19 protein-coding genes are annotated in these 20,704 nt (G+C 73.0%); 10 read left to right on the forward strand and 9 right to left on the reverse strand.

What is annotated here, in order from left to right; translation table 11 throughout:
- Positions 1 to 3: 3 nt before the first annotated feature.
- On the reverse strand, positions 4 to 1,521 hold the full coding sequence (locus tag FGE12_RS21155) for a cellulose synthase (protein ID WP_370459089.1): 1,518 nt from the start codon (positions 1,519 to 1,521) through the stop codon (positions 4 to 6).
- Between the two features lie 264 nt (positions 1,522 to 1,785).
- Between FGE12_RS21155 and FGE12_RS21160 the strand changes: the two genes are divergently transcribed.
- Positions 1,786 to 2,910 carry a homoserine kinase gene (locus FGE12_RS21160; RefSeq protein ID WP_153868341.1) on the forward strand — a complete coding sequence of 375 codons (1,125 nt, stop codon included), beginning with the start codon at positions 1,786 to 1,788 and terminating at the stop codon, positions 2,908 to 2,910.
- Here FGE12_RS21160 and FGE12_RS21165 read toward each other — a convergent pair.
- The 3 genes from FGE12_RS21165 to FGE12_RS21175 form a co-directional block, all read right to left on the reverse strand.
- The gene (locus tag FGE12_RS21165) at positions 2,907 to 3,377 is read right to left on the reverse strand and encodes a nuclear transport factor 2 family protein (RefSeq protein ID WP_153868342.1); all 471 of its coding nucleotides are present in this window, start codon (positions 3,375 to 3,377) and stop codon (positions 2,907 to 2,909) included. The two genes, FGE12_RS21160 and FGE12_RS21165, sit on opposite strands and share 4 nt — an antisense overlap.
- 61 nt (positions 3,378 to 3,438) lie before the next feature.
- Positions 3,439 to 3,966 carry a hypothetical protein gene (locus tag FGE12_RS21170; RefSeq protein WP_153868343.1) on the reverse strand — a complete coding sequence of 176 codons (528 nt, stop codon included), beginning with the start codon at positions 3,964 to 3,966 and terminating at the stop codon, positions 3,439 to 3,441.
- Between the two features lie 37 nt (positions 3,967 to 4,003).
- Entirely contained in the window at positions 4,004 to 6,379 is a 2,376-nt protein-coding gene (locus FGE12_RS21175) for a hypothetical protein (RefSeq protein ID WP_153868344.1), read from the reverse strand.
- A 25-nt stretch (positions 6,380 to 6,404) separates the two neighbouring features.
- On the opposite strand from FGE12_RS21175, the gene FGE12_RS21180 reads away from it, so the two are divergent.
- The 3 genes from FGE12_RS21180 to FGE12_RS21190 all read left to right on the forward strand — a co-directional run bounded on the left by FGE12_RS21180 (position 6,405) and on the right by FGE12_RS21190 (position 8,947).
- On the forward strand, positions 6,405 to 6,797 hold the full coding sequence (locus tag FGE12_RS21180) for a TIGR02266 family protein (protein ID WP_153868398.1): 393 nt from the start codon (positions 6,405 to 6,407) through the stop codon (positions 6,795 to 6,797).
- Positions 6,798 to 6,877: 80 nt separating this feature from the next.
- Complete coding sequence (locus FGE12_RS21185) at positions 6,878 to 7,315, forward strand: DUF192 domain-containing protein (RefSeq protein ID WP_370459090.1); 438 nt, start codon at positions 6,878 to 6,880, stop codon at positions 7,313 to 7,315.
- Positions 7,316 to 8,638: 1,323 nt separating this feature from the next.
- On the forward strand, positions 8,639 to 8,947 hold the full coding sequence (locus FGE12_RS21190; RefSeq protein WP_153868345.1) for a hypothetical protein: 309 nt from the start codon (positions 8,639 to 8,641) through the stop codon (positions 8,945 to 8,947).
- 4 nt (positions 8,948 to 8,951) lie between these two features.
- Here the strand turns inward: FGE12_RS21190 and ybaK are convergent, their stop codons facing one another.
- The 5 genes from ybaK to cglC all read right to left on the reverse strand — a co-directional run bounded on the left by ybaK (position 8,952) and on the right by cglC (position 13,164).
- Positions 8,952 to 9,428: a Cys-tRNA(Pro) deacylase gene (ybaK, locus tag FGE12_RS21195; protein ID WP_194798127.1), complete on the reverse strand. Its 477-nt coding sequence runs from the start codon at positions 9,426 to 9,428 to the stop codon at positions 8,952 to 8,954.
- A gap of 15 nt (positions 9,429 to 9,443) precedes the next feature.
- Positions 9,444 to 10,598 (reverse strand): 5-(carboxyamino)imidazole ribonucleotide synthase, encoded by a 1,155-nt coding sequence (purK, locus tag FGE12_RS21200; RefSeq protein WP_370459092.1) that lies wholly within the window; start codon positions 10,596 to 10,598, stop codon positions 9,444 to 9,446.
- A complete protein-coding gene (gene purE, locus FGE12_RS21205; RefSeq protein ID WP_153868346.1) occupies positions 10,595 to 11,092 on the reverse strand; it encodes a 5-(carboxyamino)imidazole ribonucleotide mutase in 498 nt (165 codons plus the stop codon). The genes purK and purE overlap by 4 nt, the downstream gene beginning before the upstream one ends.
- 92 nt (positions 11,093 to 11,184) lie before the next feature.
- Entirely contained in the window at positions 11,185 to 12,591 is a 1,407-nt protein-coding gene (locus FGE12_RS21210; RefSeq protein ID WP_153868347.1) for a VWA domain-containing protein, read from the reverse strand.
- A gap of 69 nt (positions 12,592 to 12,660) precedes the next feature.
- Positions 12,661 to 13,164 carry an adventurous gliding motility lipoprotein CglC gene (gene cglC / locus FGE12_RS21215; RefSeq protein WP_153868348.1) on the reverse strand — a complete coding sequence of 168 codons (504 nt, stop codon included), beginning with the start codon at positions 13,162 to 13,164 and terminating at the stop codon, positions 12,661 to 12,663.
- A 230-nt stretch (positions 13,165 to 13,394) separates the two neighbouring features.
- Between cglC and FGE12_RS21220 the strand changes: the two genes are divergently transcribed.
- The 6 genes from FGE12_RS21220 (at position 13,395) to FGE12_RS21245 (ending at position 20,623) form a co-directional block, all read left to right on the forward strand.
- Positions 13,395 to 14,252 (forward strand): outer membrane beta-barrel domain-containing protein, encoded by an 858-nt coding sequence (locus FGE12_RS21220; RefSeq protein WP_153868349.1) that lies wholly within the window; start codon positions 13,395 to 13,397, stop codon positions 14,250 to 14,252.
- Positions 14,249 to 15,058: an outer membrane beta-barrel domain-containing protein gene (locus FGE12_RS21225; protein ID WP_153868350.1), complete on the forward strand. Its 810-nt coding sequence runs from the start codon at positions 14,249 to 14,251 to the stop codon at positions 15,056 to 15,058. Before FGE12_RS21220 ends, FGE12_RS21225 begins: the two co-directional genes overlap by 4 nt.
- Entirely contained in the window at positions 15,055 to 17,097 is a 2,043-nt protein-coding gene (gene gltC, locus FGE12_RS21230) for an adventurous gliding motility protein GltC (protein WP_153868351.1), read from the forward strand. The genes FGE12_RS21225 and gltC overlap by 4 nt, the downstream gene beginning before the upstream one ends.
- A gap of 105 nt (positions 17,098 to 17,202) precedes the next feature.
- The gene (locus tag FGE12_RS21235; RefSeq protein WP_194798128.1) at positions 17,203 to 18,519 is read left to right on the forward strand and encodes an MFS transporter; all 1,317 of its coding nucleotides are present in this window, start codon (positions 17,203 to 17,205) and stop codon (positions 18,517 to 18,519) included.
- 21 nt (positions 18,520 to 18,540) lie between these two features.
- On the forward strand, positions 18,541 to 19,578 hold the full coding sequence (gene plsX, locus FGE12_RS21240) for a phosphate acyltransferase PlsX (RefSeq protein ID WP_228530961.1): 1,038 nt from the start codon (positions 18,541 to 18,543) through the stop codon (positions 19,576 to 19,578).
- 7 nt (positions 19,579 to 19,585) lie between these two features.
- Complete coding sequence (locus FGE12_RS21245) at positions 19,586 to 20,623, forward strand: phosphatase domain-containing protein (RefSeq protein WP_194798129.1); 1,038 nt, start codon at positions 19,586 to 19,588, stop codon at positions 20,621 to 20,623.
- Positions 20,624 to 20,704 lie beyond the last annotated feature (81 nt).

Here is a 20,704-nt window from a genome sequence, read left to right on the forward strand (position 1 = left end):
CCCTCAGTGCTCGGTGACGACCGCCTGGGCCTCGTTGAGCCACAGGCGCGAGAGGCGCGACTTGCCCGCGCCCAGCAGCCGCCGGTTCACCGCCTTCACGTACCCGTGCAGCTGCGGCTGCACCGCGCCGCTGCGCCCCATGCGCGCGAGCGCGTAGAAGGCGTGCTGGCAGCCGGCCGAGAAGTCCCCTTGCGCGAAGAGCAGCTCGCTCATCGCCCGGTACGCCTCGGCGAGCGTGCCGGTGCCGTCCTCCGGGGCGAGCGGAGAGAGCAGGGCGCGCGCCGGCTCGTACTGCTGGCGCTGCACGAGCAGGGCCCCCTTGGCCACCTGCGCGCGCGCGTGCAGCACGCCGCGCGCGGCGATGGCGTGGTCGAAGGCGCTCAGCGCCTGGTCGCTCTGGCCCAGCGCGCTCAAGAGCTCCCCGCGCGCGAGCCAGTAGCGGTCGTCCGCGTCCAGCGCGGGGGCGCCGCTCTCCCCGCCCAGCCGCACGCCGCGCTGCGAGGCCTCGTAGGTGTCCAGCAGCGCGAGCGCCCCGGTGGCGTCGCCCGCGTCCTGCAGCAGGCGCGCCCCCTCGAGCACCAGGCGCGGAGCGCCGCCGCGCCGGGCGATCGCCGCCTCGTACGCGGCGCGGGCGCCGGAGTCTCCCTTCACCGCGAGCGCGCGGGCGCGGGCAGCGAGCGCCCAGGGCTCGTTGGGCACCAGCGCGAGCGCGGCCGTCACGTCCGCGAGCGCGGCGTCGGCGCGCCGCTGGTAGAGCGCGAGCTCGGCGCGGATGGCGAGCGCGCGCGCCCGCATCCCCGGGGTGAGCTCGCTGCGAGGCTCCAGCAGCGTGGCCACCGCGCGGCGCGCCTCGGGGAGGCGCTCGCGGCGCAGCACCTGGGTGAGCAGGCTGCCCGTGCGGGCCCCCAGGTGCTGGGGGCTCGCCGTCAGCGCGCGGGCGAAGGCGTCCGCCGCCTGGGCGTAGCGCCCGTCGTCCAGGAGCGTCTCGCCGTAGGCCACGGCGTAGCGCGGGTCCTGCCAGCCGGCCTCGGCGGCGCGCGCGAGCGCCTGGCGCGCCTCGTCCATGCGCCCCAGGGCCTGCAGCGTCGCCCCGCGCGCCAGCAGCAGCTTGGGGCTGCTGGACTGGGTGCGCTCCAGCTCGGTGAGGAAGGCGTCCGCCTCGTGCACCCGGCCCGCGTCCAGCATCAGCAGCACCTCGGCGGCGTAGCGCTCGCCGTTGTGCGACTCCAGCGCCCGGGCCCGCGCGAGCGCCCCCTCCGCGCGCACCCGCGTGTCAGGTTGTCTGTGGACGGTCCAGAGCTCGGTCAAAATGTCCGCCGCGAGCGCGTGGGCCACCGGCACGTCCGGGTCCTGGGCGCGCAGCCGCTCCAGCTCGCCCAGCGCCGCGTTGAGGTCCTGCGGGTTGCCCCGGAGCGCCAGGTCGCGGGCGGCCAGCACGTGGGTCTCGACGAGGCGCCGGTGCACCGCGTGCTGCACCACGGCGTACACCGCGCCCCCCAGGAGCAGGGCGGCGAGTGCCACCTGAACCAGGGCGTGCGGCAGTGTCTCGCGCCGCACCCAGTCCCGCGCCCGCTCCGCCGCCGCCGCCCGAACCCCCGCCAGCCCCACCCGCATCCCGTCCGAACCCGCCATCTGAACCCCCGACCCGAACGACGCCCCCAGCGAACGACCCCCGCGCGCGTGCCGCACGCCGGCCCTGGCCCCGGACGTGGCACTGTCCTAGGACTGGAGATGGTGTACCGGAAAGCAGGCCCGGGTCCCACCCGGCGCAGGTAGGAGAGGAACGTGGCGCTCTATACACATTTGGAGCCCCAAGTATTCGAGCGAATCGCAGAGGCGTTCGACCTGGGGGCAGTGCTGCGCGTGGAGGGCATTGCCCAGGGCTCCATCAATACCAACCACCGGCTGGACACCGCCACGGGCCGCTGGTTCGTACGCCACACCACGCAGCGCTCCGCGCAGGACCTGCGCTACGAGGCGGCGCTGCTCGCGCACCTCGCGGCAGGGCACTTCCCCGGCCCCACGCTGCGGCCCACCCGCGAGGGCGCCCCCTTCCTGGAGCTGACGGGTGACCGGACGCCGGCGCTGCCCCAGGCCCTGCTGGAAGTGCTTCCCGCGGGCGCCTCGGCGGTCGCCCTGCCCGGGGGCATGCCCCGGGCGGTGGTCGACGCGCGGGCCTCCGGCGCCGTGGCCCCGGGCGCGCTAGGAGGCGGAACGGCCGACGGCGGGCGGGTGAGCGTGTTCGCCTGGCTGCCCGGGGAGGAGCGCACGCGCGCGCAGCTCACCCCCGAGCACCTGGAGCGCCTGGGCGCGGAGCTGGGCAAGCTGCACCGGCTCACGCAGTCCTTCGGCCCCTCGCGCGAGAACCCCTACGGCCCGGCGCAGGTGACGGCGTGGCTGCGGCAGCTCAACGGCCAGCGCGACCTGGAGCTGCGCGCGCTCGCGCCGGAGCTGGCCCGGGCGCTCGCGCGCGCCGAGGCGCTGGAGCAGCCGCTCGCCCCGCGCGGCGCCATCCACGCGGACCTGTTCCTGGACAACGTGAAGTGGCTGGGCGACCGGGTGGGGGCCTTCTTCGACTTCGAGATGGCCTGCCACGACGCCTACGGGCTGGACCTGGCCATCACCCTCAACGCCTGGTGCTTCGAGGAGACCTACCGGCCCGAGCTCGCGCAGGCGCTGGTGCGCGGCTACGGCTGGGAGCGCGCGCTCGCGCCCGAGGAGCGCGAGGGGCTCTTCGCCCACGCGCTCTTCGGTGCGGTGCGCTTCACCGTGAGCCGCATCCGCGACTACCACCTGCCGGGGCTGCCGCCGGAGCGGCTCGCGCCCAAGAGCTTCCGCACCTATCTCGCCCGCGTGCGCGCGCTCGAGGCGATGGGCCCCGCGGGCTTCGCGGCGCTCTGCGCCCTCTAGATGCCGGAGAGGATCTTCCAGCCGTTGCCGGTGCGGTTGAACACCATCACCTCGAGCTCCGAGTCCTGCTGGGGCTTGTTGTTGAGGTGGGGCATCCGGTAGCGCGCGTTCCAGAGGTAGACGGCCTGGGCCTTGGCCCCCTCCACGTCGATGCGCTTCACCGTGAACTCGAGGTGCACGTCGTCGAACTTCTTCAGGCGCGCGGGCAGCTCGCGCATGAGGGAGTCGTAGGTGAGGTCGTCCCCGGGGTCCTCGGTGCCGGCGTTGTCGCGGAAGTTGGGGTCCACCATCGCCTGGATGGCGGCCGCATCGCGCGCCTCGAGGGCGCGCCGGTAGTTCTCCATCACGCCGAGGATGGCGCGCGTCTCGTCGGTGTCGCGGATCTCCGTGCCGGGGATGCGCCGCGGGGCGCAGGCGGCGAGCGGGAGCAGCAGCAGCGTGCAGGCGAGGAGGGGACGCAGGGTCATGTCGGGTCTCGGGGGGGATCAGGAGTCAAAAGCTTCTGGCCTCGCCATGCAAGAGCCGGGCTCAGCCCTTGCGGACGACCTCGGCAATGAAGCGGTTGAGCACCGGGAGCTCGCCGTCGAGGATCTTCATGCCCTCGCTCTTGATCACCTGCTCGCCGATCATGGCCAGCGGCTTCATCAGGAAGGGGAGCTTGAGCGAGATCTCGCCGTCCATGGTGCGCTCGGTCTGGCCGCCGCCCGCGTCGCGCAGGCGCAGCACGCCGGTGTTCACCACCATGCGGCTGATGGCGCCCGAGGTGGGCACGTTCTGGAAGGTGAGCTCCTTGCGCTTCTTGTCGTAGGTGGAGCTCTCCACGAACGCGAAGTACTCCGGCGGCACGGTCTTGGGGCCGATGGAGGCGATGACCGGCTTGGGGCGGTAGCGCACCTTGCGCAGCACCTTGTCGCCCTCCTCGCGCCGCTCCAGCGGCTGCACCTCGAGCAGGACGCCGTGGTGCTTGAGGAGGAAGTCGAAGTAGCGGGGATCGAGCAGTGCCCGCTCCACCTCGTCCACCGTGCCCTGGATGCGCTGCCTGGCTTCGAACTTCATCGCGTGGGGCCTCCTGCTTGCGTGAGGGCCACTGGCCTTAGCGGAAAGCCTCCTCGGGCACCAGAGGTCCCTTGAGCTGCCTATCCTCGAAGTCACAGCGCGCTTGCCACTCCTGGGCCTCGCGCAGCAGCGCCCGCCCCAGCTCCGGCAGCGCCCCCACCTCGTGGCGCACCGCGCCGCAGTCCCCGGCCTCGTAGGCGCTCTGCACCTGCAGCCGCAGCGCCTCGCGGCGGATCTCCGCGGGCAGGGGCTCCTCGCCCCCGCGGGGCGCGAGCGCCTGCGCCAGGTGCTCGAGCGCGAGCCGGGGGGCGCCGGCCTGCGCGAGCCTGCGCCCCAGCAGGTAGTGCAGGTAGGGGTCTCGGGGCAGCTGCTCGAGCGCGAGCGCGAGCCGCAAGAGGCGCAGCTCCTCCGCGTCCTGGCGGAAGTAGCCCCCGATGGCGCGCGCGCGCGCCGGGCTCTCGAGCGCGGCGAGCTTCACCTGCGCCGTGCGGGTGGCCTCGGGGGTGGCGGCGAGCTGCAGCGCCCGCTCGAGCGCCGCGCGCGCCTCCTCCGGCCGCTCGCGCGAGAGCGCCAGGTCCGCGACCGCGAGCTGCACCTCCGCCTCCTGCGCGTCCTGGCCCTTCACGCGGGCCGCGAGCTGGCGCAGGCGCTGGGCGGCCTCGCCCTTGCGGTCAAGGCGCTCCAGCGCGCTCGCCGCGCCCAGCTCGAAGCCCGGCTCGTCCGGCTGCAGCGCGCTGCAGCGCTCGTAGCGCGCGAGCGCCTGCTCCGGGTCGCTCGCGAGGAACTCGGCGGCCTCGCTGGAGAGCCGCGCCACCTCGCGCGCGCACGAGCGGGCGAAGAGGCTGGGCGTGCGAAAGCGCAGCAGCGCGCGGGCCACGGCCGCCTCGTCCAGGGGCAGCGCGTCCAGCATCTTCTCCCACTCGGTGACGAGCGCGTCCGTGCTGCGGCCGTAGGTGCCCTCCAGGTCGCCGTGGGCGTAGAGCGCGCGCAGCTTCTCGGCCCCGTAGGTGTCCGCGAGGTGGCGCAGGAAGGAGCCCACCAGCGTGTACGCGCGCGCCGGGGCCGCCTGGTAGAAGCCCTTCGGCCCCAGGATGGTGCGCAGGTCCGGCGCGAGCCCCTGCTTGCGCATCCCCGCGGCCCACTCGTGCAGGGTGAGGCCGCCCTGCACCGGGTCGTCCGCGCTCACCGCGAGCCCCTCGATGATGCCCATCAGGGGCCACAGCCCCCCGGCCACTGCCGCGACCTTGAAGGGGCCGCTGCCCGCGGGCGCCGCCATCACGTGCGCCAGCTCGTGCTTGAGCGTGGGGTGGGGAAAGGGCCGGTCCCCGACGTGCAGCTCCTGGCGCCAGGGCTTGGCGAACTGCGTGCGCCCCGCGCCCACCAGCTGCCGCTTCTCCTCGTCCGAGCGGTACACCCACACCGTGATGCGCCCCACCGGCGCCACGCCCAGGTACTGCGCGAGCTGCGTGTGGCGGAACTCCAGGTCGCGCGCGAGCCGGTCCACCGAGAGCTTGTCCTTGCCGCGCGGGTACACGATGCGGAAGTGCGGCGTGAGCCGCTCGCCGCCGAGGCGCTCCGCGAGGTAGCCCTCCGTCATCCGCGTGCCCAGGGACGGAGCGCGCTCCTCCAGCGCGGCGACGCCGAAGGCCACCAGCCCCAGCAGCACGAAGGCCCCGGGGCGCACGTGCGGGCGGCGCAGGCGCCCCTCGCGCATGTCCAGGAAGAAGGCGGCGAGCAGCCACAGCAGCGCCGCGAGCAGCAGCGTCTGCAGCCGGAACCAGAGCATCCCGGCGGTGAGCTGCAGGGCCTCGTCGTAGAGCGGCCCGGGCAGGAAGCCGAGGAAGTGGTTGTAGGCGTACACCTGCGGCCCGGCCACCAGCGGCCACACGGTGAGCACGAGCGAGAGCGCCACCAGCAGCGCGTAGAGCCCCAGCGCGCGGCCCGCGCCGCGCGCCCAGAAGCCGCAGAACACGCCCGCGGCAGCCGCCAGGGCCGCGGAGGGCAGGGTGAGCAGCGGGTAGAAGCCCAGGAGCGCGAAGGGGCTGCACGCGGTGGACAGCAGCGCGAAGAGCACCGAGGTCACCAGCGGGGGCACCAGGACGGCGGTGTTGAGCACCATCGCGCTGCACGCCGCCACCCAGGCGCTGCCCACCGCCCCGTCCTCGCGCAGCGCCCCCTTCGGCCGGGGGTCTCGCCCCTGGATGAGCCGGCGCTCCTGGAAGGCCGCCGCGATGCCCACCCCGCCTCCCAGGAGTCCCACCCCCAGCGACAGGGCGAGCCCCAGCTCGAAGCCGGGCACCCCGAAGAGCGGGAGGGCGACGAGGGCCGAGCCCCCCCCCGCGAGCAGCAGGACGAGCAGGAGGACGGCCGGACGGCGCAGCAGGGCGAGGGCGCGGAGGAGGACTTGCCGCATGGCCTCTCCTATACTGGCCCTCGCGATGCCCGAACAGAAGCCTGGCGCCGAGACGCGCCACCACAACCGCGCCCCGATCGAGCTCAAGGTCGATTACAAGAAGCTCAACTCTTTCTTCGCGGACTACACGAAGAACATCTCCAAGGGGGGCACCTTCATCAAGACGAAGAAGCCCCTGCCCATCGGCACGCGCTTCCTCTTCAAGCTCACGGTGCCCTCGCGCGAGGCGCCCTTCGAGCTGCTGGGCGAGGTGGTGTGGAGCAAGGCCGAGGGCGAGGAGCCCGGCATGGGCATCCGCTTCATCTACTCGGACGACCGGCAGCGCCGCGACTTCGAGAGCGTGGTGGAGCGGCTCATGTCCGACAGCCTCGGCTCCGAGCTGACCGGCAAGCTGCTCAACAAGCCCCTGCACTCGTGAGCCTTCGCCCGGGCCTCGCCGCGCTGCTCCTTCTCGCCGCCGGCGCCGCGCGCGCCGTCCCACCTCCGAGGCAGGCCCCCGTGCACGACGTCAGTGCCCAGAACTACGCCGCGCCGCCGCTGCCGCGCGGGCGCGTGCTGCTGAAGGACGCGCAGGGCCACGTGCACCGCGTGGAGGTGGAGATCGCCGCCACGCACGCCTCGCGCACCCGCGGCCTCATGTGGCGCAAGGAGCTGCTGCCCGGCCACGGCATGCTCTTCGTCTTCCGGGAGGACGAGGTGCAGAGCTTCTGGATGCGCAACACGCTCATCCCGCTGGACATGCTCTTCATCGACTCCAGCCTGCGCGTGGTGGGCATCCTCGAGCGCGCGGAGCCGCGCACGCTCTCACCGCGCACGGTGGGGCGCCCCGGGCGCTACGTGCTGGAGGTCCCCGGCGGCTGGTGCGCGAGCGTCGGGCTCGCGCCCGGAGGCCGGGTCGAGCTCGAGGGCGTCGAGGGGCTGCGGGTCGAACCCTGAGGCTGCGTCCGCCGCGGCAGCAGGCGCCGGAGCATGGGTGGACACGCTCTCGGCCGCCGCGGCCAGGGCGCCCGCCTCGACGTGCTGGGTGGCGGTGAGGCTGCGCAGGCGGCGCACCAGCCCCTCCAGCTCCGCGGCCCGCAGCTGCACCTGGCCGCTGCGCACGCCGAGCAGCGCGCCGCGGGTGCGGCTGAGCAGCGCCACCTGGGCGCGCAGCCGCGCGACGAGCCGCTCGCGCTGCAGCTGCCACTCGCCGAGCCGCTCCTGCTCCTCGCGCAGCGCCCGCGCCGCGAGCGCGAGCTGCTCGCGCGCGAGGGCATCGGGCGTCGCGCGCGCCCGCTGCTCGAGGTCATCCGCCTCGGCGGCCAGCTGCTCCTGCGCGAGCGACTCCGCCTGCGCCTCCACGCCCCGCCACGCGGCCGCGAGCTCCACGCTCTCGCCGGTGAGCGCGCCGAGGCTGCGCGCGAGCGCCTCCTGCGCGGGCTCTCGCGGCAGCCGCGCGAGCAGCTGCGTGCACTGCCGGTAGAGCCCGAGCGCGCGCGAGGCGAGCTCCTGCAGCTCACCGGAGAGGCCCGAGAGCAGCGCCTCGCAGCGCGCCTCCACCGGATCCGGGGTGAGCCCCAGGTGCGCGGCAACGGCCGAGAGCCCGAGGAACAGCCCCGCGATGGCGCCCGCCGCCGCCTCCGGCACCGCCGCGGGCGCCGCGGAGAGCACGAGCCACTGCGAGAGCACCCGCGCAACCTCGAGCCCCGCGAGCAGCAGCGCCGCCGCGCACAGCGCCCCGAGCAGGTAGTGCCCCGGCGCAGGCCTGCGCCCGCCCAGCTCGCCCTCCGCCTGCAGGCCGTTCACGTGCGCGCGCACGAGCAGCGCGCCGCCCGCGGCCGCCGAGAGCCCCGCGGCCCAGCCCTCCTGCAGCTCGAGCGCCCAGGGCAGCCCGGAGGCGAGCAGTGCGAGGCCTGCCACCAGGACCCGGTCGAGGCGATCCCCGCGCGCCGCCGCCCCCACCACGGCCGTCACCACGAGCCAGGGCAGGGGAGGCGCGAGCCCTGCGCGCGCGGCGAGCAGGTGCAGCAGCCCCGCCGCCGCGCCTGCGAGCAGCGCGCGCCCCACCGTGCGCTCGAAGGCCTCGCGGTGGTGGACCTGCAGCACGGCGACGGACGACGTCATGGGGGCACCTTCCAGGCGCGGGGGACCGACAGCCCCCCTGCGAACGCACGGGCACTGAAAAAGGTCTGTGCCGCTTCACGGGGCCGCCGTGGCACGTACCCGCGCAGGCGTGCACCCACATGGAAAGGCGCGGCCCGGCCGGGCTAGATCGAGGGCATGAGCCTCTCCCTCGCCATTGCGGCGCTCGCGGCCGCCGCCTCCGTCTTCCTGCTCTTCCAGTTCAGCGACCGGCTGCTGCCGGGCATCGCCGTGGTGGTGAGCGCGGTGGAGCTGCTCTTGCGCCTCGACATCCTGCGCCTGGACCTGCGCGGCGTGTCGCTCGGGCTGGTCCTGGGTGCGGCGCTCGCGGTGGTGGGCGCGGTGATGTACTTCCGCGTGAGCAGCAAGGCGGCCGTCACCGCGGCCACCTGCGTGCTGCTGGTGGGCGCGCTGCAGCTGCTCGGGGCGCTTCGCCTGGTGGGCTAGAAGGCTAGGCCTTGGGGCGCGAGATGGGCCCGACCTTGCCCTTCGTCACGCGCAGGTAGTCGGCCGGGGCGAGCAGCAGCTGCGTGCCGCGCACGCCCGCCGAGACCGAGACCACGTCGAAGAGCTCGAGCGTCTCGTCCACGAAGACGGGGTAGTCCTTCTTGCCGCCCAGCGCGGTGACGCCGCCGCGGATGTAGCCGGTGAGCGGCTGCAGCTCCTTGAGCGGCACGGTGTCCACCTTGCGGTCGCCGCTCAGGCGCGCGAGCGCCTTGAGGTCCAGCTCCGCGTTGCCGGGCACCACGGCGAGCAGCACCCTGGTGCGATCCCCCCGGGCCACCAGCGTCTTGAACACCTGCTCCGCCGGCAGGCCCACCTTCGCGGCCACCGTCTCCGCCGAGAGATCTTCGGGGTCGAAGGTGTACTCGCGCAGGGTGTAGGGGACGCCCAGCGTGTCCAGGAGCCGCGCGGCGTTGGTCTTCACGGACGGGCTCCCCTCTCAGGCCCCGAGCAGCGAGCGCGCCTGCTTCACCCGGGCGATTGCCTCCTCGGGCGTGCTGCCGGAGGCGGAGATGTGGCCCATCTTGCGGCCCACGCGCGCCTCGCGCTTGCCGTACAGGTGCAGGCGCACCCCGGGCAGCGCGAGCACCTCCTCGAAGCGCGGGCCGCCCTCGCGCAGCCAGATCTCCCCGAGCAGGTTCACGATGACCGCGGGGCGCACGACCTCGACCGAGCCCAGCGGCAGGTTGCACACCGCGCGCACCGCCTGCTCGAACTGGCTGGTGAGGCAGGCCACCTCGGTGGAGTGGAAGCTGTTGTGCGGGCGCGGGGCGAGCTCGTTCACGAGCAGGCGGCCGTCCTTGAGCAGGAACATCTCCACCACCAGCAGGCCCTCGATCTGCAGCGCGTCCGCCATGGCGCGCGCGATCTCCTGCGCGCTCGCCGCGAGCTTCGGATCGAGCTGCCCGGGCAGCAGGCTCCAGTCCAGGATGCGGTCCTCGTGGTGGTTGTAGGCGGGCGGGTACACCGCCGTCTCGCCGCGCGGGCTGCGGGCCACGAGCACGCTGAGCTCGGCCTCCAGGTCCAGCGCCGCCTCGGCCACCACGGGGCCTGCGCCCAGCTCCTTCCAGGCGCGCTCCGCCTCGTCCGCCCCCTTCACCGTCACCTGGCCGCGCCCGTCGTAGCCGCCCTCGCTGCTCTTGACGAAGCAGCGGCCGCCCAGCGCCGCGATCGCGGAAGCGAGCTCCTCGGCGCTCTTCGCCTCGCGCCAGGGCCCCTGGGGAAAGCCCCCCTTCGCGATCCACGCGCGCTGCCGGCCGCGGTGCTGCACCACCTCGAGCACGCTCGCGCCCGGGCGCATGGGGGCGTGCTGGGCCACGGCGCGCAGGGTGGAGAGTGGGATCTTCTCGATCTCCAGCGTCACCACGTCGCAGGCGCGCGCCATGCGCACCGCCTCGTGCGCATCCGAGAAGGGCGCCGTGTAGCACTGGTCCACGACGAAGCGCGACGAGCAGGCGGGATCCGGGTCCAGCGTCTGCACCTGGTAGCCCAGCGTGCGCGCCGCGAGCGCCATCATCCGCCCGAGCTGTCCGCCGCCCAGGATGCCCAGGGTGCCGCCGGGGGGGACCACGGCCTGGCCATTCGGCGCGCTCACGCGAGCTCCTTCTCGCGCAGCACCTCATCCGTGCGCGCCTTGCGGAAGGCCGCGAGCCGCTCGCGCAGCTCGGGGTACTTCAGCGCGAGGATGGCCGCCGCGTGCAGGGCCGCGTTCGCCGCGCCCGGCTTGCCGATGGCCTGCGTGCCCACCGGGATGCCCTTGGGCATCTGCACGATGGAGAGCAGCGCGTCGAAGCCGTTGAGCACGGTGGTGGGCATGGGCACCCCGAGCACCGGCAGCAGGCACTTGGCCGCCACCATGCCGGGCAGGTGCGCGGCGCCGCCGGCCGCCGCGATGATCACCGAGAGGCCGCGCGCCTCCGCCGTCTCCGCGTACTGGAACATCCAGTCCGGGGTGCGGTGCGCCGAGACGATGCGCACCTCGTGCGGGATGCCGAGCTCCTGCAGGATGTCGATGCCGGGGCGCAGGAACTCCAGGTCGCTCTTGCCACCCATGATGACGCCCACCCAGGGGGTGCTCGTACCAGCCATGTCCCAATCCTCGCTTCCGTGCGACGGGAGAGGCAGGCGGAGATAGGTTTTCCCCCCGGAAGGGTCAATGAGAATGCGTGGGCCCTGCCGCCTCAGTAGGTGGAGCCCACCCGCCCGTAGCCCTTGCGCGCCTTGGAGCGGGCCGCCTTCACCGCGCTGCCCACGGCCGCGCCGTCCTCGGCCCGCTCCATCTGCGCCGCCACCTCCTCCTGCGCGACCACGTCCGCGGCCACCGCCGCGGGGCTCGCCACCGCGCCCGCCTGCTGGAAGAGCGACTGGTTGGCCTGCAGCAGGCCGCGCGCCTCGTCCTTGCGCCCTTCGCCCAGCGCCTGGGCCGCGCGCTCGAGGTTCTGCGCCGCGCGCGCCCGGGTGGCCAGCACCGTGGCCTCCTTGTCCTGGCGCGCGAGCACCTCCTCGGCGCGGTCCGTCACCTGCGCCTGCAGCGCCACCGCCACCTCGCGCGCCGCCCCTTCCCCCTGCAGGTCCGCGTAGCGCAGCCGCAGCCCGGCCACCGCGAGCGGCGTCCCCGGGCGCGCGCCCTTCACCCGCACCCGCGCCACCACGCGCTCGAGCTGGCCCGCGCTGAAGTCCGGCAGCCGCACGCGCACGCTGCGGCCCTGCATCTCACTCGCGTAGCCCAGCACCTCGTCGAGCTGCACGCCCTCGGGCAGCTCGAAGGCCAGCTCCACGTCGCGCGCCACCGCGGTGGTCGCCTGCTGCAGGTCGCGCTCGAAGAGGGTGGCGAGCTGGCGCGCGTCCTCGAGGAAGCCGTAGGCCCCCGCGCCCGTCTCCGCGAGCCCCTGCATGAGGCGCTCGTCGTAGTCGCTGCCCACGCCGATGGCGCTCAGGGTGAGCCCCTGGCCCGAGCGCAGGCCACGCACCTGCTGCAGCAGCGCGGCCGCGTCCGTGAGCCCCTCCGTGGGCTGGCCGTCGCTCACCAGGATGAGCCGGCGCACGCCGCCCTGCACCGGCGCGAGCTGCTGGGCGGCGCGCGCGAGCCCCGCCGAGATGTTGGTGCCCCCGTCGTCCACGAGCGCGTCGATGTAGCGCTCCATGCGCTCGCGGTTCTCGGGCGTCGCGGCGAGCAGCGGCAGGCCCCGCACGTCCGAGCCGTAGTCCACCAACGCCAGCCGGTCCTCGGGCCCCAGCAGGGAGACGAGGTGGTGCGCGGCGCGGCGCGCCTGGGCGAGCTTCTCGCCCGCCATGGAGCCGGAGCGGTCGATGACCAGCGCGAGGCTCACCGGGCTGCGGCGGGTGCCGGGCACCTTCGCCCCCTGCACGTCCACCGTGAGGTAGAGCTCGGAGGCGCCCACGGGCAGCACCGGGTGCGAGAGGCGGCCGCTGAGCCGCAGCGTGCCCTCGCCACTCGAGGCCGAAGCCGGTACCGCTGCGGCAGGTGGGATGGGGGAGGGAGCCGCGGCGCGCCGGGGCAGGCCGAGCACCAGTGCGCTCAGGGCGAGCCCGACGGCGAGGGAGACGAAGAGGAGGGTGCGGTTCATGGCGGGGCTCCTGGCGACGAGGAACCCCGCTGTGCACGCACGAGCGGCGAAAAGGATCTACGCCGGGAGCTAGGAGCCCGCGTCCACGACCGGCGGCGCGCCCGCGCAGAAGTACGGGTTCGTGTTCTCGCCGAAGGTGTTGCGGTAGGCGGCCGGGTCCTCCTGGCGCAGCCGGTCCAGCGTGGTCTGGTCGAGCAGGAGCGCGCGGCACTCCATGCGCTCCTTCAGGTCGGCCGAGGCCTCACCGGAGACCGTGTCGCAGGTGGCGCCCCCCGGGATGCAGGCCTCGCTGCAGTAGCCGGTGGCCGGGTCGTTCGGGCCGCCGACGACGGGGGAGTCCTTGTCGTGGACGCAGATCAGCTCCACGCAGTCCGACGCGCCGAAGGAGATGAAGTCCTGGCCCGCGACCAGCTCGGAGTTGAGCACCACGGCGAAGGGCGCGACGCCGTTGGGGTCCTTCTTCACCAGCTGGCACTTCTTGCCGATCTCGGTGGAGTCGGTGCAGGCGGTGAGGAGCAGGGGAGAGAGGATCAGCGCACCGAGCGTGCGGACCAGGAGCGAGCGGCGGGGCATCGACGGGCCTCGAAAGGGAACGAACACGGCCGCGCACGCTATCACACGCGGGAGGTGCGCCAAGCGCTGCCGCCATTGCCAGAATTTTCGATCTCGCGTCTGCAAGACGCACCTTTTGCCACCTCTTTTGCACGTTGCTGGACTTCGATCCGGGCCGCTAGAGTGCGGACGTTTTTTGCCCGCGGTCCCTCGGCGGAAAGCGCGCCTCTCCACAGCATGGAGCCCTGGATTTGAACCGCCCTCTCATCACGTTGCTCGCGCTGTGCCTGCTGTCGGCACCGGCGCTCGCTCAGAACGATCCAGGCATGGGCCTGGACCTCACGCAGGATGCCAAGGAGCCCGCGAAGCAGGACGAGGCCCCGCCCGCGCCGCCGAAGGACGTGCCCAGCGTGGCCGCGCCGGCGCAGACCGAGCGCTCGCCGGACGCGGACCGCGAGATCACCCAGGACGACCGGGTGAAGAGCGTGCAGCGCAAGGTCTATCTGAAGAAGGGACGCTTCGAGCTCGCGCCCTTCGTCAGCGTCTCCGTCAACGACCCGTACTACACCAAGTACGGCGGGGCGCTGCGCGGCGCCTACTACCTGGCGGACTCGCTCGCCATCGCGGGGCGCTTCTCGTTGATGCAGTCCACGGGCACCGACGACGTGGTCTCGGCCAAGCGCACCTTCGGCAGCCGCATCTTCAACTCGGTGCCCAAGTGGTCGGCCATGGGTGACGTGGAGTGGAGCCCGCTCTACGGCAAGGTGGCCTTCTTCAACTCCATCCTCCACCTGGATGCGTACCTGCTCGCCGGCGCGGGCGTGGTGAACACCGAGGCGAGCGCGCTGCCGGAGATCGGCGTGCAGATCCCCGCCGGTGGCACCGTGGACGACGTCGCCAAGCGCGGCCCCCGCATCGCCGGCGACCTGGGCGTGGGCGCCCGCTTCGTCGCCAAGGACTTCCTCGCCTTCAACGTGGCGCTGATCAACACCACCTACGTCGACCAGCCCAAGGGCAGCACCAAGGGCTCGACCCAGAACCTCATGACCCTCAATGCTGGCGTCTCGATCTTCTTCCCGTTCCACTCGACGGGCCGGGAGGCCGAATGAGCCCGCGGCTGCGCTCTGTTCCGGCGGCGCTCGCGCTGCTGCTCTCGATCCTCGTGCCCCTGCGCGCGCACGCGCAGGACAAGGACCAGCCCACGGCGTCTCCGAGCTCGTCGGAGTCCGAGGCCGGTGACGTCTCCGAGGTGGACAAGGATGCCCAGGGGCCGCTGCGCGAGCGGATCCGCCCGGTGTCCGGCAACCTCTTCCTGCGCAAGGGGCGCTTCGAGCTCAGCCCCTCGGTGGGCGTCTCGATGCGCGACGCCTTCTATACGAAGTACCTCCTCGGCGGGACGCTGACCTACCACCCGCTCGAGACGCTGGGCATCGGGCTGCGCGCTGCGTACTCGGTGCCGGTGGTCTCCGGCTCCGCGCAGATCTGCTCCTTCGAGGCGGACCAGCGCGGCTGCCGCAAGCCCACCGAGGAGGAGCTCAACCGCGGCGGCCTGGGCAACCTGCGCCTGCTGGCGGGCGTGGATCTGCAGTGGGCGCCCATCTACGGCAAGCTCTCGCTGCTCTCCTCGTACTTCGCCCACTTCGACATGTACGGCATCGCGGGCGCGAGCCTGGTGCAGTACCGCGGCCCCACCCCGAACACCGAGTCGCAGGTCCAGGACTACTGGACCCCGGGCGGCAACGTGGGCGTGGGCTTCCACTTCTTCCTCACGCGCTCCATCACGCTGCGCACCGAGCTGCGGGACCTGATCTACGTGGAGAAGGTCCGCTTCGCGGGTGACACCAGCTTGCGCAACCAGCTGCTCTTCGAGCTGGGCGTCTCCTTCTTCTTCCCCAGCACCACGCCCGAGTCATGAACCGACTGAACCGGATCCTCCGCGTCGCTCTCGTCGGGCTCGCCCTCACCTGGGCCCTGCCCGCGCCGGCCCAGAGCTTCGAGGGCCTCGACACCACCGAGACCAAGCCCAAGAAGAAGAAGGGCAAGAAGAAGAAGACCACCGACAGCTCGACGGACAGCACCAGCAGCAGCTCGGGCTCGAAGCACTCCAAGCGCAAGGGCAAGTCCACGTCCAAGTCGACGGCCACGTCGACCGAGGCTCCGGCGGAGGCCGCGCCTGCCGCCCCGGCTCCGGCCGCTGCGCCGGGCAAGTCCGCCGCGCCCGTCACGCCCGCGCCCGCCCCCTCCATGACGCAGGGGCTGGACCTCACCCAGCCCGAGCCGCCGAAGGCGGCGCAGAAGCCCGCGCCCACCACCACCTTCGAGGCGCTGGACGTGTCCGGCAAGAGCGGGGACCGCCAGAAGCTGGACGCGGCCATCTCGCTGTTCCGCGACGAGAAGTACGAGCAGGCCTCGATGGCCGCCTACGAGCTGATGAAGGACCCGAAGGTGGCGGACCTGCACCTCGAGGCCCAGTACGTGCTCGCCAAGAGCCTGTACCGCATGGGGCTCTACCACTCGAGCCTCGGCGAGTTCTCCAAGATCCTCGCGCGCGGCCCCTCGTCCAAGTTCTTCAAGAGCAGCCTGGAGTGGCTGTTCTTCATCAGCCGCAAGACGAAGAACGAGACCGTCATCCTGGACGAGATCGCCAAGTACGCGAACAGCGAGTTCCCGGAGAAGTTCCGCAACGAGTTCCGCTACCTGCTCGCGCGCTACCACTTCGTGCGCGGCCGCGCGCTGGACCAGGTGGGCCAGAAGGGCGAGGCGGACAAGAGCTTCGACGAGGTGAAGCGGCTCGCGCTGATCATCCCGCGCTCGGATCCGTTCTACCCGCGCGCCAAGTACCTCGAGGGGCTCGCGTACTTCCGCGCCGGCAGCCAGGTGAAGGACCCGGCGCAGAAGCGCACGGACCCGAACTTCCGCGCCTCCATCGAGAGCATGAAGGAGGTCATCCGCCTCACGCGGCCCGGCACCAAGACGGGCGAGGAGGCGAAGCTGGACCAGAGCCTTCGCGAGCTCGCGTTCATGCAGCTGGCGCGCACGCACTACGGCCTGCAGCAGAACCGCTTCGCCATCTTCTACTTCAACAAGGTGGAGCGCGGCGGCAACCAGTGGCTCGAGAGCCTCTTCGAGAGCAGCTGGGCCAACTACCGCGTGGGCCAGTACGAGCAGGCGCTCGGTAACCTCATCACCCTGAGCAGCCCCTTCTTCCGCGAGGAGTACTTCCCCGAGGCGCTGATCCTCAAGGCGGTCATCTACTACGAGAACTGCCGCTACCGGGAGAGCACCCTCATCCTCGAGGACTTCGAGCGCATCTACCTGCCGGTGCACGACCAGCTCGAGCTCATCGCCAACAAGCAGATGGACCCGGCCGAGTACTACGGCATCCTCGCGGACATCCAGAAGAAGAACCGCGAGGCGCAGGCGAGCAACGCGCCCAAGAACTCCACGGACGTCATCCTGGAGCGCATCCTGCGGCTCGCCCTCACCGACCAGGACCTGAAGAAGACCAACGACTCCATCCTCGAGCTGGAGTCCGAGATGGACTCCTTCGGCGAGAAGCCGGACACCTTCAAGTACTCGGAGCTCTCCAAGAGCCTCATCGAGGGGCTCAAGGTGCAGCGCTCGGAGCTGGTGAACAAGGCCGGCATCATGGCCAAGGGCAAGCTGGAGACCGAGCTCGCGGCGCTCAAGCAGCTGCTGGCCAACGGCCTGCGCATCAAGTTCGAGACGACCACCAAGGAGAAGGAGTTCCTCGAGGAGCAGCTCAAGGCGGGCGGCCGCACCGCGATCGTCAAGAGCTACAAGTACTCGGTGGCCGTGGCGGACGACCAGCTCTACTGGCCATTCGAGGGCGAGTACTGGCGCGACGAGCTGGGCACCTACCAGTACACGCTCACCAAGGGCTGCATCGACCGCGACCGCGCAAACCGCACCGTGCCGGCCAGCGCGCAGTAGTAGGCTCCGGCGCCGCGAGCGCCCGCTTCCGGGCCGCCCCTCCCCACGAAGGAGGTGGCGGCCCGGTTCGTTCCAGGGGCCACAGAGAAAGGGCAGGGCGCCGGGGTGGGTCACGAGGCACAGCGGGAGCAGGGGGCGGCGCCGGGCTCGCTCGGGGTCATCTTCAGCATCGTGGCGCTGGACCTCATCGGGTTCGGCCTGCTCATCCCGCAGCTGGGCGTGTACGCGGTGAAGTTCGGCGCCTCGCCCCTGAGCGCGGCGCTGCTCTTGAGCGTGTACTCGCTGATGCAGCTGCTCTTCGCACCCTGGCTCGGGCGCTTGAGCGACCGCTACGGGCGCAGGCCCGTGCTGCTGGTGAGCCTCGCCGGCAGCCTCGCGGGCTACGTGCTCTTCGCCTTCGCGCACTCGCTGCCGCTGCTCTTCGTGAGCCGGGTGGTGGACGGGGTGAGCGGGGCGAACATCGCCACCGCGCAGGCCTACGTGGCGGACGTCACCCGGCCCGAGGAGCGCGCGCGCGGCATGGCGCGCATCGGCATGGCCTTCGGCCTGGGCTTCGTGCTCGGACCCGCGCTGGGCGCGCAGCTGGGCTACTGGGGCGGAAACCTCGCCATCGGCCTCTTCGCCGCCTCCTTGAGCGGGCTCAACCTGGTCTGGGCCTTCCTGCGCCTGCCCGAGTCGCGCCGCGAGGACAGCGCGCCCGCGCCCCAGCGCACGGTGCGCGGGGCCTCGGGGCTCCTGCGCCTGCCGGTGGTGGGCGCAGCCCTCGCCCTCTTCCTGCTCTTCCTCACCGCCTTCGCCCAGATGGAGGGCACCTTCTCCGTCTTCGTCCTCTCGCGCTTCCTCGCGCAGGGCCCCGTGGCGCTCGAGGCAGGGGGCGGCGGCCTCTTCGCGCTGCACGCCCGCGCGCCCGAGGCGCTCCTGCGCGAGGCGAGCCTGCGCACCGGCTACCTCTTCGCCTTCGTGGGGGTGCTGTCCGCGGCGCTGCAGGGGCTCTACGGGCGCATGGCCGCGCGCGGGCGGCGCCGGCACGGGGGGAGGGCGGGGCCGGGCGAGGCGGGGCTCGCGGTGGTGGGGCTCGCCGGGGTGACCCTGGGGCTCGCGCTCTTGCCCCTCGCGCCGAGCTACGCGCTGCTCTTCCTGCCCATGGCGCTGCTCGCGCTGGGCAGCGCGCTGGTGAACCCCTCCTTGAGCGCGCTCGTGTCCCTGCACGCGCCCGCGGGGCGGCAGGGGGAGGCCCTGGGGGCCTTCCAGGCCTTCGGCTCGCTCGGCCGCATCCTGGGGCCCGCCCTGGGCGGCCTGCTCTTCACGCAGGCGGGGCCCTCGGCGCCCTACGCGGTGGCGGCGGCCCTGTGTCTGGTGGCCACGGGGGCTGCCCTCCTGCTGCTCGGGCGGGTGAGAATGGGTGGGGCCCGGCGCGGGTGAGGGCCTAAGATGGGGGGGACCATGGCGAAGACCGTCACCATTGCCTTCGACGTGATGGGCGCCGACCACGGCCCCGAGGAGGTGGTGCGCGGCGCGGCGCAGCTCTCGCTCGAGAGCCCCCACATCCACGCCCTGCTGGTGGGCGACCGGGCAGTCATCGACGCGGCGCTCGCGGAGACGCGCCACTCGGGCGAGCGCATCTCGGTGCACCACGCGCCGGACTTCGTGGCCATGGACGAGAAGCCCGGCGAGGCGCTCGCGCGCAAGCCGCAGGCGAGCGTGGCGGTGGCGGCGCGGCTCGTCGCCGAGGGCGAGGCGGAGGCGCTCGTCTCCGCGGGAAACACGGGCGCCTGCGTGCTCGCGTGCGCGCGCAACTTCACCCTCATCCCGGGCGTGCGCCGCGCGGCGCTCGCCGCCGTGTACCCCACGCGCCGCAGCCGCGGCGAGAAGGACGACCCCTTCAGCCTCATCCTGGACGTGGGCGCCACGGTGGACGCCACGGCCGAGGACCTGGTGGCCTTCGCCGTCATGGGCACCGCGTACGCGCGCATCGTGAGCCGCAACGAGCGGCCCACCGTGGCGCTGCTCTCCAACGGCTCCGAGCCGCAGAAGGGCCCGCCGCGCGTGGTGGAGGCGCATCAGCGGCTCGCGGCCCTTCCCGGCGTGAACTTCGTCGGCAACGTGGAGGGCGTGGACATCCCCAAGGGGACGGCGGACGTGGTGGTGTGCGACGGCTTCGTGGGCAACGTGTGCCTCAAGATGCTCGAGGGCGTGCACGACACCGTGGTGGAGCTGGCCAAGTACGCCTACAAGGAGCGCCTCATGTGGCGCGCGGGCCTGGCCATGCTCTCCAGCGGCATCGAGCGCATCAAGGACATCACGGACTGGGAGCAGTACGGCGGGGCGCCGGTGCTCGGCTTCGACCGCATCTTCATCAAGGCGCACGGCCGCGCGCGCGCGCGCGCCATCGCGAACGCGGGCAAGGTGGCCGCGAAGGCGGTGGCCAACGACCTGGGCCGCTCCATCCAAGAGGGCCTCTCCGGAGGGCTCGCGCGGTGAGGCGCCCGTGAGCCTCCCGGACCGCATCGACCCGCGTCCTCCCAAGCGCATCTACCGCTGGGACCTGGACAAGACCTACCTGCGCACGGAGTTCGACTCCTTCCGCGACCTGGTGCGCACCGCCTTCCAGAAGGCGCACGAGAAGGTGGCGGTGCCGGGCGCGAGCGCGCTGATCAAGGAGCTCGCGTCCAACGGCGACAGCCGCCTGTGCATCGTCTCCGGCAGCCCGCGGCAGATGCGCGCGGTGCTCGAGGAGAAGCTGAAGCTGGACGGCGTGCACTGGGACGAGCTGGTGCTCAAGGACAACGTGGGCAACCTGCTGCGCGGGCGCTTCCGCGCGCTGCGCGGGCAGGTGGGCTACAAGCTGCCCGTCATCCTCGAGAGCCGCCTGAACGCGCCGGTGGACGCCGAGGAGGTGCTCTTCGGGGACGACGCCGAGGCGGACGCCTTCATCTACTCGCTCTACGCGGACCTCATCGCGGGGCGCGTGGACGAGCGGGTGCTGGGCCAGGTGCTCGAGGCCGGCGGCGTGTACCCGGACGACGCGGCGCGCGTGCACAAGGCGTGGAAGGCGATCGCGGTGGGGGACCCCGTGCGCCGCATCTTCATCCACCTGGACCGGCTCACCCCGCCCGCGCAGTTCGCGCGCTACGGGCCGCGCGTGGTGCCCATCTTCAACTACTTCCAGGCGGCCCTGGTGCTGATGGCGGACGGGCACCTCACCGCGCCGCAGGTGCTGCGCATCGCGGTGGAGATGGTGCAGACGGCCGGCCACAACCTCATCACGCTCTCCAACTCCTTCCAGGACCTGCTGCGCCGCGGGCTCCCGCTGCAGCAGGCGGCCGCCGCGCTGAGCCAGGCGGTGGAGGGGCGCAACCCCCTGCTCAACGTGATGCGCCCCGTGCCGGACATCCTCAAGGCCTTCACCCAGCGCCTCGCCGCGCTGGGCACCCCGCCGCCCCCGCCGCCCGCACGGCCCGTGAACTACCTGGAGCTCATCGAGCACGCCCTGCCGCGCACCCACAAGGCGCGCAAGTCACACTAGGGCAGGGGGGAGTCCGCGGCGCCGGGACGGGTGCGCTATGCTCCGGCGTTGCGGCCCGCTGGCGCAGGGCCGCAGCCCCGG

This window comes from Aggregicoccus sp. 17bor-14 (assembly GCF_009659535.1).
Classification (GTDB): Bacteria; Myxococcota; Myxococcia; order Myxococcales; family Myxococcaceae; genus Aggregicoccus.

Coding starts and splice junctions, on each gene's coding strand:
- FGE12_RS21165 (WP_153868342.1), bottom strand. CDS start 3,377: ATGACCCTGCGTCCCCTCCTCGCCTGCACGCTGCTGCTGCTCCCGCTC.
- FGE12_RS21170 (WP_153868343.1), bottom strand. CDS start 3,966: ATGAAGTTCGAAGCCAGGCAGCGCATCCAGGGCACGGTGGACGAGGTG.
- FGE12_RS21175 (WP_153868344.1), bottom strand. CDS start 6,379: ATGCGGCAAGTCCTCCTCCGCGCCCTCGCCCTGCTGCGCCGTCCGGCC.
- FGE12_RS21180 (WP_153868398.1), top strand. CDS start 6,405: ATGCCCGAACAGAAGCCTGGCGCCGAGACGCGCCACCACAACCGCGCC.
- FGE12_RS21190 (WP_153868345.1), top strand. CDS start 8,639: ATGAGCCTCTCCCTCGCCATTGCGGCGCTCGCGGCCGCCGCCTCCGTC.
- purE (WP_153868346.1), bottom strand. CDS start 11,092: ATGGCTGGTACGAGCACCCCCTGGGTGGGCGTCATCATGGGTGGCAAG.
- FGE12_RS21210 (WP_153868347.1), bottom strand. CDS start 12,591: ATGAACCGCACCCTCCTCTTCGTCTCCCTCGCCGTCGGGCTCGCCCTG.
- cglC (WP_153868348.1), bottom strand. CDS start 13,164: ATGCCCCGCCGCTCGCTCCTGGTCCGCACGCTCGGTGCGCTGATCCTC.
- FGE12_RS21225 (WP_153868350.1), top strand. CDS start 14,249: ATGAGCCCGCGGCTGCGCTCTGTTCCGGCGGCGCTCGCGCTGCTGCTC.
- gltC (WP_153868351.1), top strand. CDS start 15,055: ATGAACCGACTGAACCGGATCCTCCGCGTCGCTCTCGTCGGGCTCGCC.
- plsX (WP_228530961.1), top strand. CDS start 18,541: ATGGCGAAGACCGTCACCATTGCCTTCGACGTGATGGGCGCCGACCAC.